This is a genomic window from Comamonas serinivorans, assembly GCF_002158865.1.
Classification (GTDB): Bacteria; Pseudomonadota; Gammaproteobacteria; order Burkholderiales; family Burkholderiaceae_C; genus Comamonas_E; species Comamonas_E serinivorans.
In genome coordinates this window covers 1550540-1563481 of record NZ_CP021455.1, presented here as the reverse complement: position 1 = coordinate 1563481, position 12942 = coordinate 1550540, and the positions used below count along the sequence as shown (strand labels likewise).

Annotated in this window: 11 protein-coding genes; 8 read left to right on the top strand and 3 right to left on the bottom strand. The window is 68.2% G+C overall.

What is annotated here, in order from left to right:
- Positions 1 to 157: 157 nt before the first annotated feature.
- Together trpB and CCO03_RS06670 are read left to right on the top strand one after the other, a co-directional pair.
- Entirely contained in the window at positions 158 to 1363 is a 1206-nt protein-coding gene (gene trpB, locus CCO03_RS06675) for a tryptophan synthase subunit beta (RefSeq protein WP_087278897.1), read from the top strand.
- A gap of 34 nt (positions 1364 to 1397) precedes the next feature.
- Positions 1398 to 2099: a VIT1/CCC1 transporter family protein gene (locus CCO03_RS06670; protein ID WP_087278894.1), complete on the top strand. Its 702-nt coding sequence runs from the start codon at positions 1398 to 1400 to the stop codon at positions 2097 to 2099.
- A 156-nt stretch (positions 2100 to 2255) separates the two neighbouring features.
- Here the strand turns inward: CCO03_RS06670 and CCO03_RS06665 are convergent, their stop codons facing one another.
- Positions 2256 to 3560, bottom strand: coding sequence for an amidase (locus CCO03_RS06665; protein ID WP_087284321.1), 1305 nt, complete (start codon positions 3558 to 3560; stop codon positions 2256 to 2258).
- 492 nt (positions 3561 to 4052) lie between these two features.
- Here CCO03_RS06665 and CCO03_RS06660 point away from each other — a divergent pair, with 492 nt between their 5' ends.
- The 4 genes from CCO03_RS06660 (at position 4053) to CCO03_RS06645 (ending at position 6299) form a co-directional block, all read left to right on the top strand.
- Positions 4053 to 5195, top strand: coding sequence for an acetamidase/formamidase family protein (locus tag CCO03_RS06660; RefSeq protein WP_236904054.1), 1143 nt, complete (start codon positions 4053 to 4055; stop codon positions 5193 to 5195).
- A gap of 319 nt (positions 5196 to 5514) precedes the next feature.
- On the top strand, positions 5515 to 5739 hold the full coding sequence (locus CCO03_RS06655; protein ID WP_087278892.1) for a hypothetical protein: 225 nt from the start codon (positions 5515 to 5517) through the stop codon (positions 5737 to 5739).
- Between the two features lie 93 nt (positions 5740 to 5832).
- The gene (locus CCO03_RS06650) at positions 5833 to 6096 is read left to right on the top strand and encodes a hypothetical protein (protein WP_157667539.1); all 264 of its coding nucleotides are present in this window, start codon (positions 5833 to 5835) and stop codon (positions 6094 to 6096) included.
- A complete protein-coding gene (locus tag CCO03_RS06645; RefSeq protein ID WP_087278886.1) occupies positions 6069 to 6299 on the top strand; it encodes an Ig domain-containing protein in 231 nt (76 codons plus the stop codon). Before CCO03_RS06650 ends, CCO03_RS06645 begins: the two co-directional genes overlap by 28 nt.
- A gap of 210 nt (positions 6300 to 6509) precedes the next feature.
- On the opposite strand, the gene CCO03_RS06640 is transcribed toward CCO03_RS06645, so the two are convergent.
- On the bottom strand, positions 6510 to 8162 hold the full coding sequence (locus CCO03_RS06640) for a hypothetical protein (RefSeq protein ID WP_205690366.1): 1653 nt from the start codon (positions 8160 to 8162) through the stop codon (positions 6510 to 6512).
- On the opposite strand from CCO03_RS06640, the gene CCO03_RS06635 reads away from it, so the two are divergent.
- Positions 8161 to 9480, top strand: a complete 1320-nt coding sequence (locus CCO03_RS06635; RefSeq protein WP_087284315.1) for an MFS transporter — start codon at positions 8161 to 8163, stop codon at positions 9478 to 9480. The genes CCO03_RS06640 and CCO03_RS06635 overlap by 2 nt on opposite strands.
- A 55-nt stretch (positions 9481 to 9535) precedes the next feature.
- Complete coding sequence (locus CCO03_RS06630; RefSeq protein ID WP_087278880.1) at positions 9536 to 11236, top strand: thiamine pyrophosphate-binding protein; 1701 nt, start codon at positions 9536 to 9538, stop codon at positions 11234 to 11236.
- Between the two features lie 377 nt (positions 11237 to 11613).
- On the opposite strand, the gene CCO03_RS06625 is transcribed toward CCO03_RS06630, so the two are convergent.
- Complete coding sequence (locus CCO03_RS06625; protein WP_087278877.1) at positions 11614 to 12744, bottom strand: CaiB/BaiF CoA transferase family protein; 1131 nt, start codon at positions 12742 to 12744, stop codon at positions 11614 to 11616.
- Between the last annotated feature and the right edge of the window lie 198 nt (positions 12745 to 12942).

Below are 12942 nucleotides of genomic sequence, written 5' to 3'. Positions count from 1 at the left end.
GCATGTCCCAAGACAGCTGCTTCCGTTAGACATATTTAGTTTCATTTAATCACAATCTCCGTCATCTTCAACTCGATGGACTCGACGTCACAGATTGGCACAATCGCTGTTCACCGCAGCCCCGGCTGCGTTTTTCTTGCCCGCAACAGGACCTGACATGACCGATCTCTCGCAAGCTGCCCTGCCCGATGCCAACGGCTACTTCGGCCCCTACGGTGGCCAGTTGGTGCCGCCGCACCTGAAGCAGGCCATGGACGACATCGCCAAGGCCTACGACGAGATCGTGACGCGCCAGGACTTTCAGGACGAGCTGGCCGCCCTGTTTGCCGACTACGTGGGCCGGCCCAGCCCCATCTTTCACGCCAAGCGCCTGTCTGACCAGATCGGTGGCGCGCAGATCCACCTCAAGCGCGAGGACCTCAACCACACCGGCGCCCACAAGATCAACCACTGCCTGGGCGAGGCGCTGCTGGCCAAGTTCATGAACAAGACCAAGGTCATCGCCGAAACCGGCGCGGGCCAGCATGGCGTGGCGCTGGCCACGGCCTGCGCGCTGGTCGGCATCCCGTGCGAGATCCACATGGGCCAGGTGGACATCGAGAAGGAACATCCCAACGTCACCAAGATGCGCATCCTGGGCTGCAAGCTGGTGCCCGTGACCTTTGGCGCCGCCACGCTGAAGGAAGCCGTGGACAGCGCCTTCGAGGAGTACCTGAAGGACCCGACGAACTACCTCTACGCCATCGGCTCGGTCGTGGGACCGCATCCGTTTCCCAAGATGGTGCGCGACTTCCAGTCCATCATCGGCAAGGAAGCGCGCGAGCAGTTCCAGCAGGTGCACGGCCAGCTGCCCGACCAGGTGGTGGCCTGCGTGGGCGGTGGCTCGAACGCCATGGGCATCTTCACGGCGTTTTTGAACGATCGCGGTGTGCGCCTGGTGGGCGTGGAGCCCGCTGGCGAGGGCCTGGACAAACCCGGTCGCCACGCGGCCACGTTGACGCAGGGCAAGCCCGGCGAGATCCACGGCATGGCCTGCTACGTGCTGAACAACGCGGCGGGCGAGCCCGATGCCGTGCACAGCATCGCCTCGGGCCTGGATTACCCCGGCGTGGGCCCGCAGCACAGCTACCTGAAGGACGTCGGCCGGGTCGACTACGACAGCGTGAACGACCAGGAATGCCTCGATGCCTTCATGACGCTGTCGCGCGTCGAGGGCATCATCCCCGCGCTGGAAAGCGCCCACGCGGTGGCCTGGGCCATGCGCGAGGCGAAGAAGCTGCCCCAGGACACGCACATCCTGGTCAACCTCTCGGGCCGCGGCGACAAGGACGCCGACTACGTGGCCAAGGTGTTGGGAATCTGATCCGGCGCACCCACGGCCGAATCGGCCCTGGCCCATGTCTCGCCATCGCCCCCACACAGAAGCGCACCGCACCGACCGCATTGGCTGGCTGCGGGCCGCGGTGCTGGGCGCCAACGACGGGATCATCTCCACCGCCAGCCTGGTGGCCGGTGTGGCGGCAGCGAATGCCGGCCACGCCAGCATCGTGACCACGGCCGTGGCGGGGCTGGTCGCGGGCGCCATGTCCATGGCGGCCGGCGAGTTCGTCTCGGTGCATTCTCAGGCCGACACCGAGCACGCAGACCTGGCGCGAGAGGCGCTGGAATTGCACCACAACCCAGAGGCCGAGCACCGCGAGCTGACGGCCATCTACATGCAGCGGGGCCTGGATCACCAGCTCGCGGCTCAAGTGGCCACGCAATTGATGGCGCACGACGCACTGGGGTCGCACGCGCGCGATGAGCTGGGCCTGTCAGAGACGCTGAGCGCGCGCCCCATACAGGCCGCCCTGGCATCGGCCGCCAGCTTCGCGCTCGGCGCGGCCCTGCCGCTGTTGGTGGTGCTGCTGGCACCCGCGCAGCTGCTGCTGCATTGGGTGGTGGGCACCGCGATTGTCTTTTTGGCCCTGCTAGGCGCTGCCGCTGCCGCCGTGGGCGGCACGCCCCCGTTCAAGAGCGCGCTGCGCGTGGCGTTCTGGGGCACGTTGGCCATGGGCGTGACCGCTGGCGTGGGGGCGGCGTTCGGCACCGCTGTGTGATGGCAGAGGCGCCGCCCGCGATGGGGGCAAGCCAGTCGCCATGCCCTGCTCCCACCCTTTCGTTGAGCCATCGTGCAGTGCACCCGCAAGGATGGCCCAGGTGCGCGATGCCCCGCGCATGAGGGCCGCCCCGCGCCGGGCCCACGCGGCCGGACGTCAGCCGGCCTGAGCCACCCCGCGAGCCTGCACCGCCTGCGCCAGGGCCAGCAGGTCGCGGTCCCGCCCGCGCGGGCCGACCATGCACAGGCCGGCGGGCGGCTGGCCACCCGTGGCCACGGGCATGCTGATGGCGCAGCGCCCCGAGATGCCCGCCAGGCAGGTGAGCTGGAAGGTCTTGGCCCGCGCCGCCTCGATCACGGCGCCGCCCAGGGCGGCTTCTGTGCGCAGGGGCGCGAACGACGACGCGGACGGCAGCAGCAGCACCGCATCACCCAGCGCGGCGTCGATGGTGGCGCGCGCCTGCGCCAACACGGCATCCGCGGCAGCGAGGTCGGCCTGCGTGTAGCGTGAGGCGGTCTGGAAGCGTGCCCGGACATCGGGGTTGAGGCTGTCCCAATGGCGGGCGATCCAGCTGCCGTGGTCGCGCCAGGCCTCCCAGCCCTGGCGGGTCTGGAAGGCCTTGACCCAGCCGGCCAGCGGCGCGGTGTCAAACGCCAGGGACTCCACGCGCGGCAGGTCGCCGCCCCAGGTGCCCAGCGCCTGGGCCAGCAGCTCGGCCAGCGGCGCATCGGCCACCGCCATCAGGCTGGGCGCCATCACCACGCGCCGCAGCGGCTGGGCCGACCGCGCGGACAGCAAGACCCCGCCCACGCGCTGCAGCGTGCCGGCGTCGCGGCAGATCCAGCCCACGGTGTCGAACGATGGAGCCAGCGGCACCAGCCCCTTGACCGGCACCGCCCCGTGTGACGGGCGAATGCCCCACAGGCCCTGGTAGGACGAGGGAATGCGGATGGAGCCACCGGTGTCGGTGCCCAGGCCCACATCGGCCTGCCCCAGCGCCACGGCACTGGCCGCGCCCGAGGTCGAGCCGCCCGAGATGCGCGTGGGCGCACGCGGGTTGGGCGGCGTGCCGTAGTGGCCGTTGGTGCCGGCCAGGCTGTAGGCGAACTCATCGGTGCGGGCCATGCCCTGCACCACGGCGCCCGCATCCAGCAGGCGCTGCACGGCCTCGGCGCTGGCGGCCTGCAGCTGGGTCTGCTGAGCCAGCCAGGCCGGGTTGCCACCACCCACCACCTGGCCTTGCACGGCGAACAGGTCTTTCACCGCCACGCGCAGCCCGGCGAGCGGACCACCGGCCGCGCCGGCCAGCAGCGGCTGGCCATGTGTGCGCCACACCGTGCTGTCCACGGCCGTCGCCGGACGGCTGGGGGCGGTCACGCCGCAGGCGCCCAGCAACGAGGCGGCCGCCGTGGCGGCAGAAGATTGAAGGAAGAAGCGGCGGAAGCCAGGGGCTTGAATCATGAAACCATCGATCAACGTTGAACACACGCACCAGCTTTGCAACATCCATGCCATGTGTTTGTGCGTGGTGCGCACCCGCGCTGTGCAGCACGCCCTCCGCACGCAGCCCCGCGCGCCGACAGCGCGCATGCGCACCACAGCCGCCATCCCCATACTCCCCCGTCGCACCTGTGCATGCCTCAAATCGGCGCACGAAGCGCACCGTCAAAGGGCATACCCCGGTGCGGTGCACCCGGCAGTGCTTCAGGCTTTTCAATGGGCTCACCGCCATACCCCTGGTTGGGCATACTGTCCTCGGCAGCAGGGGCAGCCGGCATGCATGGCATGCATCTTGCAAATCAGGTGCCGTCATTGAAAGGACCTCTGCATGAAGTTGAACATCCGTGTTGCCCACCTCGCCCTCGCGGCCCTGCCGCTTGCTTTGGCGGCCTGCGCAACCTCGGCGCCCACCACCCCAAGGCTGCTGCCCAGGCACCGGCCGCCTCGTTCCAGGTGCTGCAGCAGCTGCACCCCACGCCCACGCAGTTCGCCTCGGGCCCCATGGCGGGCCAGTACTACGTGCCCTCCACCCTGGACACCATCGCCTGGGGTTACCTGCCCAACCGCAAGGCCAAGCCGGTGCTGACCGTGCCCTCGGGCGCCACCGTGGTCTTCGACACCGTCTCGCACGAAGGCCTGCTGGAAGACCAGGGCCGTGACGCGGCCGCCTACTTCGGCGCCAAGGGCGTGCCGCGCGACCAGGTGCTGCCCGAAGCCCAGGCCATCACCTCGTCCAAGCTGGCCCACGACTTCGACAAAGACGGCCCGCACATCGTCACCGGCCCCATTGCCGTCGAAGGCGCCATGCCGGGCGACGTGCTCAAGGTCGAGATCCTCAAGGTCGAGCCGCGCGTGCCCTACGGCGTGATCTCGAACCGGCATGGCAAGGGCACGCTGGTGGGCGAGTTCCCGCGCACGCCTCAGCAGGCCGGCGCCAGCGCCGCCCACCCCGAGCGCTACGGCAACGTCTCGGTGTTCACGCCCATCGAACCAGGCAAGCGCGGTTGGGAAGGCATCATCGCCACCCCGGGCGGCCAGAAGATCCGCTTCCCGCTGGCCCCCTTCATGGGCATCATGGGCGTGGCCGCGAACACCGACCAGCCCGTGCACTCGGTCCCTCCGGCCTCGCATGGCGGCAACGTGGACGTGAACGACCTGGGCGCCGGCACCACGGCCTACTACCCGGTGCAGGTGCCGGGCGCGCTGTTCTACACCGGCGACAGCCACTTCGTGCAGGGCGACGGCGAGGTCGCGCTGACGGCGCTGGAGGGCTCGGCCCGCGCCACCTTCCGCATCAGCGTGCTCAAGCAGGGGCGCGACACCGTGCCCGGCAAGCACCTGGCCCAGCCCATGGGCGAAACCGACGCGCACTGGATCACCCTGGGCCTGGACCCGGACCTGGACGAGGCCATGAAGAAGGCCACGCGCGAGGCCATCCGCTTCCTGGTCGCCGAATACGGCATCTCGGAAGAACAGGCCTACGCCTACCTGAGCGCCGCCACCGACTTCGAGGTGTCGCAGGTCGTGGACCGCACCAAGGGCATCCACTCCAAGATCCGCAAGTCGGACTTCGACGAGTTCAAGGCCAAGCCCTGAGCGGCCACAGCCCGAGCGGCGGCGGTCGTCCGGTGCTGACCTGTTGATTTCACAGGTCAGTATTCAGCCACTCCCGATGATTAGCCATCGCGAATGGCGCAATACCCCGCCCATTCATCGCTTTTGAGTCTGGTGCAGCGCCGCAGCCCCCTGGGCGTCCGAATACCACCGCGAGTCGCACACCGTCATGGTCACAGCTTGGCTGCTCGGTGCGATAGCGAGGAGCTGATCGAACAGGGCGGCGAATCGGGTGTCGCACAAATGAGCACTAAAGTATTCATTTGAATGACAATCCGGCGGCCACCCCTTCACGACCGCCATGACGCTCACGCACCTCTTTCGCACCGCCTGGATTTCGATCGCCTTGTGGGCTGTCAGCGGCCTGACCTGGGCTGCAACCCTGCTGGCGCCGTCGGTATCGGGGCCTTTTCCCTTGAATGGCAACTACGGCTTCTACTTCGATGTGACCGCCGTGCAGGACCTCAGGCTCACCCGCCTGCAGCTGGTGTCTTACCTGGGAGGCAGCAACTTCGGCCCGGTCTAGGTCTGGACCCGTGCCAGCACCTTTGAAAGCCACACCGGCAACTCAGACGGCTGGGTGCAGGTTGCCTCAATGCCCCTGCAGGCTTCGGGCAGCATGGACATTCCCGTGGCCATCGCGATTCCCGCCGGCAGCCGCCAGGGCATTTACCTGCGCACCACCGGCATGGCCCACAGCGACGCCAACCTGCAGATTCACGTGGGTGCCGGTGCCCCGGCCAGCCCCTTCGCCAACCCCGGCAACCGGAATCGCAGCGTCGTCGGCAGCATCACCTACGAGCTGGGGCTGCTGCCCACACTGGCCATCACCAGACCCACCCCGCCGCGGCCACCGTGGGCAGCACCTACGCCCAGCCGCTGACCGCCACAGGGGGCATCGCGCCCTACACCTGGTCCATCACCGCGGGTGCACTGCCCGACGGGCTGGTGCTGGACCCGGTGACCGGCGCCGTCTCGGGCATGCGCGAGGCGAAGAAGCTGCCCCAGGACACGCACATCCTGGTCAACCTTTCGGGTCGCGGCGACAAGGACGCCGACTACGTGGCCAAGGTGCTGGGGATCTGACGGGGGCTCAGACCAAGCGCACACAGTGCGATTCACGCATGTCGTGCATGGAGTATGAATACAACGAGCCCTTTATTTAGAGGCAGCGTACTCATACTCTGTTTTTGGCTATCAGCCTGACCATCCCGCACTGGAGCGGTTACCCACAGGCTTGTGGGAACACGTGCGAGCTGTACTCGCCAGCGACGCTGGCATCACGATCCACGTCAGTCAGGGTTGAGCGTTGCCCAGCACGCGCTTCAAAGTCATGGCTTGACCACCCTGATCCCGCACCACCATCAACCACCGCCCGCGCTGGTCCACCAGGCGCAAGGCGCTGTTGGCCGCCGCGCCATCCAGTGTCAGCACGCCATCGGTGCCCAGTTCGCGGTCGAGCTCACCCCTTGCATTCAGTCGTTGCAGGAGGTTGACGCCGTCCCGGCTGCTGTGCAGCCAGGCGCTGCCGTCAGCGTCGTAGCGCACTTGGGACAAAGTACCGGCCAAGGCCGTGTGGGCGACCCCTTGAACACCGTAGTCGGGCACCAGGGTGCCCCCTTCGCTGACCTGCAGGGTGTGCACAGTCGTCTCCCGACCTGCACTCGTGTGCGCCGCGATGTGCCCCACCTGGCCATGCACGGCCACCGCATCCACCACGACCTGGCCTTCACCCAGCGGCACCTCCAGGGGCCGGGACCATGCAGGGCGCCCCTCGGAGCCAGCCTGCTCAAGGCATATGCTGCGCGTCGTCGTTCCCCAGGTGCTGGTCAGGCTGCTGGCCGTCCACACCCGCCCCGACGCATCGACGTCGAACTGTCCCGAATCGCTGGTGAAGCACGCCGAGCGCCACGCAAAGCTGTCGTCGGACTCCAGGGTGTTGCCCAACACAGAATCCGGCTGAGTCCTGCTCAGCCCCCAGCTGTAAATGTTCCCCTGCGGGTAGGCCTGCCCACCCGCAAACCAGAGGCGCTCGCCAATGAGCCGCTGCACCGCGCCTGTGTCTCGGGGCACCCGACCAATGAAGCCATTCGACTCGGTCAGCGTCAGCCGGTTCAGATCGACGGTACTTGCGTCCAATTGCCCCTGTGCGTCAATGTAGGCGGTGGCGTGGGTCATGCGCGCGGGCCTGGCCTGCGCGGTGCCGGCATTCACCGTGCACACCCGGCGTTCCGTGGTGGGGTCACCGGTGGGTGTGTCCACATTGAGGCAGGGCTCGCTGGAATCGATGAACAGCCAGACCTTGCCGCTGGGTAAGGCCGAGACTCGGGAGATACTGTCTGCCCCCAGCAGGCGGATGGGGATGCTCCCGTGCTGCCCGAAAGATGGGTCGGGTTGGCCATTGGCCAACAGCCGCAGCACCTCCACACTCGCCGGCGCTGCACCACCACCACGCATCACGGTGCCAGGCGCGGGACTTGCGGCCGGCAGTGGCTCGCCACTGCGACTGACCACCAACAACAGCTTGCCATCAGGCAACTCCTGGAAGTGGGGCATGGCGCCGCCCTGCTCGCCCAGCGCCAGCGTCAGGCTGCCCTGCACACCAAACGTGAGGTCCAAGGCCGTGGAAACAGAGGATGGCTTCGGTACCTGGCCATCGCCGTCGCCACCCCCACAAGCCGCTGCCAAGGCGGCAGCGGTGCACAGGGTCAGCGCGAGTTGCATTCTGGACGGGGCGAAGGTCATGCGAGTTCCAGTGAATTGATGAACACGGGCGATTGTGGCAGTCCACCTCAAACGGCTGCCCCCGGAACCCCGTGGCATGGGCTGCGACGCCTGGCGCCGGCCCGATGTCCAGCCGCCGCCGTGCGTGCCAGATTCTTGATCGTGTGCCAGTAGATCCACACAGCGACCTAACGATCCTCCATTCGAGGCTAGCATGGCGGCCATGCAAGCCTCACCCCTCGCCGCCCACCATTCGGCGCTCACGCCTGTGCCTCCCGCCACTCCCCTGCAACAGGACGCCGCCACCATCGGCTTGGTGGCCGGGGCGCACGCCTGTTCGCACTTTGCCCACCTGCTGTTGCCGCCACTGTTCGCGGTGTTCGCGGTCGAGTTCAACCTCAGCTTCACGCAGCTCGGCCTGCTGATGACGCTGTTCTTCGTGGTCTCGGGGTCGGGCCAGCTCATCTCGGGCTTTGTGGTCGACCGCGTGGGGGCGCGCCCCATCCTGTTCGCCTCCTTCGTCTGCTTCATCGGGGCCTGCCTGGCCGGCTCGGTCGCCCAGGGGTATGGCGGCCTGATGCTGGTGGCCCTGCTGGCCGGCATGGGCAATGCGCCCTTCCACCCGGTGGACTTTTCCATCCTGAACCAACGCGTCTCGGCCGCGCGCCTGGGCTATGGCTTTTCGGCCCACGGCCTGGCGGGCAACCTGGGCTGGGCCCTGGCGCCGGCCTTTTTCGCGTTCATGACCAGTTTCACCAACTGGCGCAACGCCTACCTGACCGCGGCCTGCGGCTATGCCGTGGTGCTGGCCGTGCTCGTGCTCAATGGCCGCAAGCTCAAGACCCGCACCGCGGCCGAGCAGGCAGCGGCCAAGCAGGCCCAGCAGGCCAGCGTTGCCGCCAGCACGGCGCCCGGCGCCACCGCCACCCAGGCCAGTGTCGACGCCGAGGTCCGCCAGTCGGTCTTTGCCTACCTGAAGCTGCCCGTGGTCTGGTGGTGTTTCGCCTTCTTTTTCCTGACCACGGTGATGCTGTCGGTCATCCAGAACTACTCCAGCCCCATCCTCAGCAAGCTGTTCGGCGCCAGCCCCACGGTGGCGGCCATGACCATCACGGCCTACATGACGGCCGGCGCCGTCGGCATGTTCATGGGCGGCTTCGTGGTGGCCAAGCACCCCAAGGCCAGCGACAAGGTGGTGTCGGTCTGCATGACCGCCGGGGCCTTGCTGGTCGCCCTGTGCGCCACGGGCTGGCTGGGCGCGACGGGCACCATGGCGCTGCTGGCCGCCACGGGCTTTGCCGTCGGCATCGGCGGCCCCAGCCGCGACATGATGATCAAGAAGGCCACGCCCAGCGAGGCCACCGGCCGCGTCTACGGCACCGTGTACTCGGGGTTGGACATCGGCTTCGCCGTCTCGCCGCTGATCTTTGGCACGTTGATGGATGCCGGCTGGTACCGCGCCACGCTGGCGGGCGCGGCCCTGGCCTTGCTGCTCTCGGTGTATACCGCCATTGGCGTTGGCAAACGAACGCCAAAGGCCTGATACCCCTTACTCTTCAAGCCAACCTCAAACAACCCGAGACGAAAGGACGCGCGCAATGGGCAATCGACATGGTGGACAACTCTTGGTGGAATGCCTGGTCGCGCAAGGCGTGACACACGCCTTTGGCGTGCCCGGCGAAAGCTACCTGGCCGTGCTCGACGGCTTCCACGCCCACCGCGAGCAGATCCACTTCGTGGTCTGCCGCCAGGAAGGCGGCGCCTCGTTCATGGCCGAGGCCCAGGGCAAGCTCACCGGCCGGCCCGGCGTTTGCTTCGTCACGCGGGGGCCGGGCGCCACCAACGCCTCCATCGGCATCCACACCGCGTTCCAGGACTCCACGCCGCTGGTGGTGTTCATCGGTGACGTGGCCGAAGGCGTGCGCGACCGCGAGGCCTTCCAGGAAATCGACTTCAACGCCATGTTCGGCCCCAGCACCAAGGGCCTGGCCAAGCGCGTGGAGCGCATCGACCAGGTCGAGCGCATTCCGGAATACGTGGCGCGCGCCTTTGCCACCGCCATGAGCGGCCGCCCCGGCCCCGTGGTGCTGGTGCTGCCCGAAGACATGCTGACCCAGCACGTGAACGCCAACGTGCAGGCCCTGCCCCGCGTGCAGGCGCCGGTCTACCGGCCCGACGAGCCTACGCTCAAACGCGCGCGCGACCTGCTGGCCGGGGCCCGGCGCCCGCTGGTGCTGGCCGGTGGCCCGGGCTGGACGCCCGAAGGCGCCAAGGCCCTGGAGCACTTTGCCGAGCGCTGGCAACTGCCGGTGTGCAACACCTTCCGTTTTCAGGACACCTTCGACTGCCACCACGCCAACTACGCCGGCGACGTGGGCCTGGCCATCAACCCCAAGCTGGCGGCTCGCATCCGCGAGGCCGACCTGCTGCTGGTGTTCGGCTCGCGCCTGGGCGAGTCCACCACCAGCAACTACGAGCTCATCGTGCCGCCGCGCACCGCGCAGACGCTGATCCACGTGCACCCCAGCGCCGAAGAGATCAACCGCGTCTACCACGCCGATGTCGGCCTGTGCGCGCTGCTGCCCGCCGCGGCCGAGGCCTTTGCGCACTTCGAGCCGCCTGCCGCCCTCCCCTGGGCCGAGTGGACCCGGGCAGCCCATGCCGACTACCTGGAGGTGCTCCAGCCGCAGCAGCTGCCCGGCCCCGTGGACATGGCGGCCATCGTCCGCACCGTGAACCAGCTGATGCCCAAGGACGCCGTCATCACCAACGGCGGCGGCAACTTCGCCAGCTGGGCGCACCGCTTCTACCAGTACCCCGGGATCGCGCGCGGCGGCAAGGTGCAGCTGGCACCCACCAACGGCGCCATGGGCTATGGCGTGCCGGCCGGCATCGCGGCCAGCATCCTCACCGGCCGGCCAGTGTTCAGCATCACGGGCGACGGCGACTTCATGATGAACGGCCAGGAGCTGGCCACCGCCATGCAGTACGGCGGCAAACCCATCATCCTCATCGTGAACAACGGCATGTACGGCACCATCCGCATGCACCAGGAGCGCGAGTATCCCGACCACGTCGCCGGCACGCTGCTGCACAACCCCGACTTTGTGGCGCTGGCCAAGGCCTATGGTTTCGAGGCGGCCAGGGTTGAGGCCACCGCCGACTTCGAGCCGGCCTTCAAGGCCGCACTGGCTGCGCCCGTGGGCACCGTGATCGAGGTGGTGCTGAGCCCCGAGGTCATCACCACGCGCGGCACGCTCAGCGCCATCCGCGACGCGGCCCTGGCCAAGCAAGGTTGACATTCCCTACGGGGTATCCAGCCGCTTCGTCTGACACATCAGCGGCTGGTGACACCTACCTCAGCAAAAAAAGTCACCTATTCAGCCGACTTGGATGTCGACGACGCAACTCAACGACATGGCCGGGCACGTCACCGTCGGTCTTGGCCGGCCTCGATGGCCTTGCAGAAGCACCGTCACACAACAGGGATGCCCAGGCACCACGGGTGGCACCTGTGCCACAAACCGCCAGGTGGGTTTGGATGCCATCCGAGGCGAGGTGCCCCGATTGCAAGTGACCGACCAGAGCGCTGCGTGAGCACACATGGGCTGCTGGCGGCGGGTCTGCGGTCCTTGCGCGGCTTCACCCGGCCCAGCCGCACCGGATTGAATGCGCGTCAATCGCCCAGTTGGGCCTGCCAATGCCGCTGGCGCTCGGGCGCCAGCCAGCCGTCCACCGCCGTGGCCCCTTCGGGCGCGCGCGGCCCGGTGGGCAAGGCGGAGGGCGTGGCGCTGAAGCGCACCGCCGGCGCCGGCTGCACCAGGCCATCGACCTCCACGAAACTGCCACGCGCCTTCAGGTGCGGGTGCTGCGGCGCTTCGGCAAAGCTCAGCACCGGCGCAAAGCACACGTCGGTACCCTCCAGCAGGTCACACCATTCGGCACAGGTCTTGGTCTTGAAGACCTGCGCCACCCTCACCTTGGCCTGGGGCCAGTGGGCGCGGTCGTTCTGCACGCCCAGCGCATCGGGCGGCAGGCCCACGCGCTGGAGGAAATCGGCAAAGAAACGGGCCTCGATGGGGCCAATGGAGATCCAGCGCCCGTCGCTGCACTCGTAGACGTCGTAATACGGCGCGCCCGAGTCGAGCACGTTGGTGCCACGCTCGGGCGTCCACTGCCCCGAGGCCGTCATGCCGTAAAAGCCCATGCACAGCGAGGCCGCGCCATCGACGATGGAGGCGTCGACCACCTGGCCCTGGCCGGTCTGGCGCGCATGCAGCACGGCGGCCAGCACCCCCATGGCCAGGAACATGCCGCCGCCGCCCATGTCACCGACCAGCGCCAGCGGCGGGGTTGGCGGGCCGCCCTTGCGGCCAATGGCGTTCAGCGCGCCGGTCAGCGCGATGTAGTTGATGTCGTGCCCCGCCGCCTGCGCCAGCGGACCGTCCTGGCCCCAGCCGGTCATGCGGCCGTAGACGAGCTTGGGGTTGCGCGCCAGGCAGGCGTCCGGCCCCAGGCCCAGGCGCTCGGTCACGCCGGGACGAAAGCCCTCGATCAGCACATCGGCCTCGGCCACGAGCTCCAGCACCAGCGCGATGGCCTGCGGGTCCTTGAGGTCCAGCGCCAGGGTCTTGCGGTTGCGCAGCGAGAAGGCGTACTTCAGCTCGCGCGGCACACCCAGGTCCGCCGGCTCGCGCCGGTCGATGCGCAGCACCGTGGCGCCCATGTCGGCCAGTTGCATGGCGCCAAACGGGCTGGGGCCGATGCCCGCGAGTTCGATGATCTTGAGTCCGTTCAAGGGTCCCATGGGTGTCTTTCGTGCGTGCAGTTCAGGAAAAGCCTGGCTGCATTGTTCGCACGAAGCGCGCTGGCGCTCGTCCCGGTGGCAACACCGCCGGGCGATGCGGCGGCGGACCTGGCGCGGTGCGCCGGGCTCGTTCGCCCAGCACACCATCCCGCATTACTCAGACAGTATGCTGCAAATCCCGATTAACCATCATCGGCC

Bases quoted from the DNA above. Each gene is read 5' to 3' on its own strand.
- CCO03_RS06650 (WP_157667539.1), top strand. From the start codon at position 5,833: ATGGACATTCCCGTGGCCATCGCGATTCCCGCCGGCAGCCGCCAGGGC.
- CCO03_RS06670 (WP_087278894.1), top strand. From the start codon at position 1,398: ATGTCTCGCCATCGCCCCCACACAGAAGCGCACCGCACCGACCGCATT.
- CCO03_RS06640 (WP_205690366.1), bottom strand. From the start codon at position 8,162: ATGGCCGCCATGCTAGCCTCGAATGGAGGATCGTTAGGTCGCTGTGTG.
- CCO03_RS06665 (WP_087284321.1), bottom strand. From the start codon at position 3,560: ATGATTCAAGCCCCTGGCTTCCGCCGCTTCTTCCTTCAATCTTCTGCC.
- CCO03_RS06625 (WP_087278877.1), bottom strand. From the start codon at position 12,744: ATGGGACCCTTGAACGGACTCAAGATCATCGAACTCGCGGGCATCGGC.
- CCO03_RS06635 (WP_087284315.1), top strand. From the start codon at position 8,161: ATGCAAGCCTCACCCCTCGCCGCCCACCATTCGGCGCTCACGCCTGTG.
- CCO03_RS06630 (WP_087278880.1), top strand. From the start codon at position 9,536: ATGGGCAATCGACATGGTGGACAACTCTTGGTGGAATGCCTGGTCGCG.
- trpB (WP_087278897.1), top strand. From the start codon at position 158: ATGACCGATCTCTCGCAAGCTGCCCTGCCCGATGCCAACGGCTACTTC.
- CCO03_RS06655 (WP_087278892.1), top strand. From the start codon at position 5,515: ATGACGCTCACGCACCTCTTTCGCACCGCCTGGATTTCGATCGCCTTG.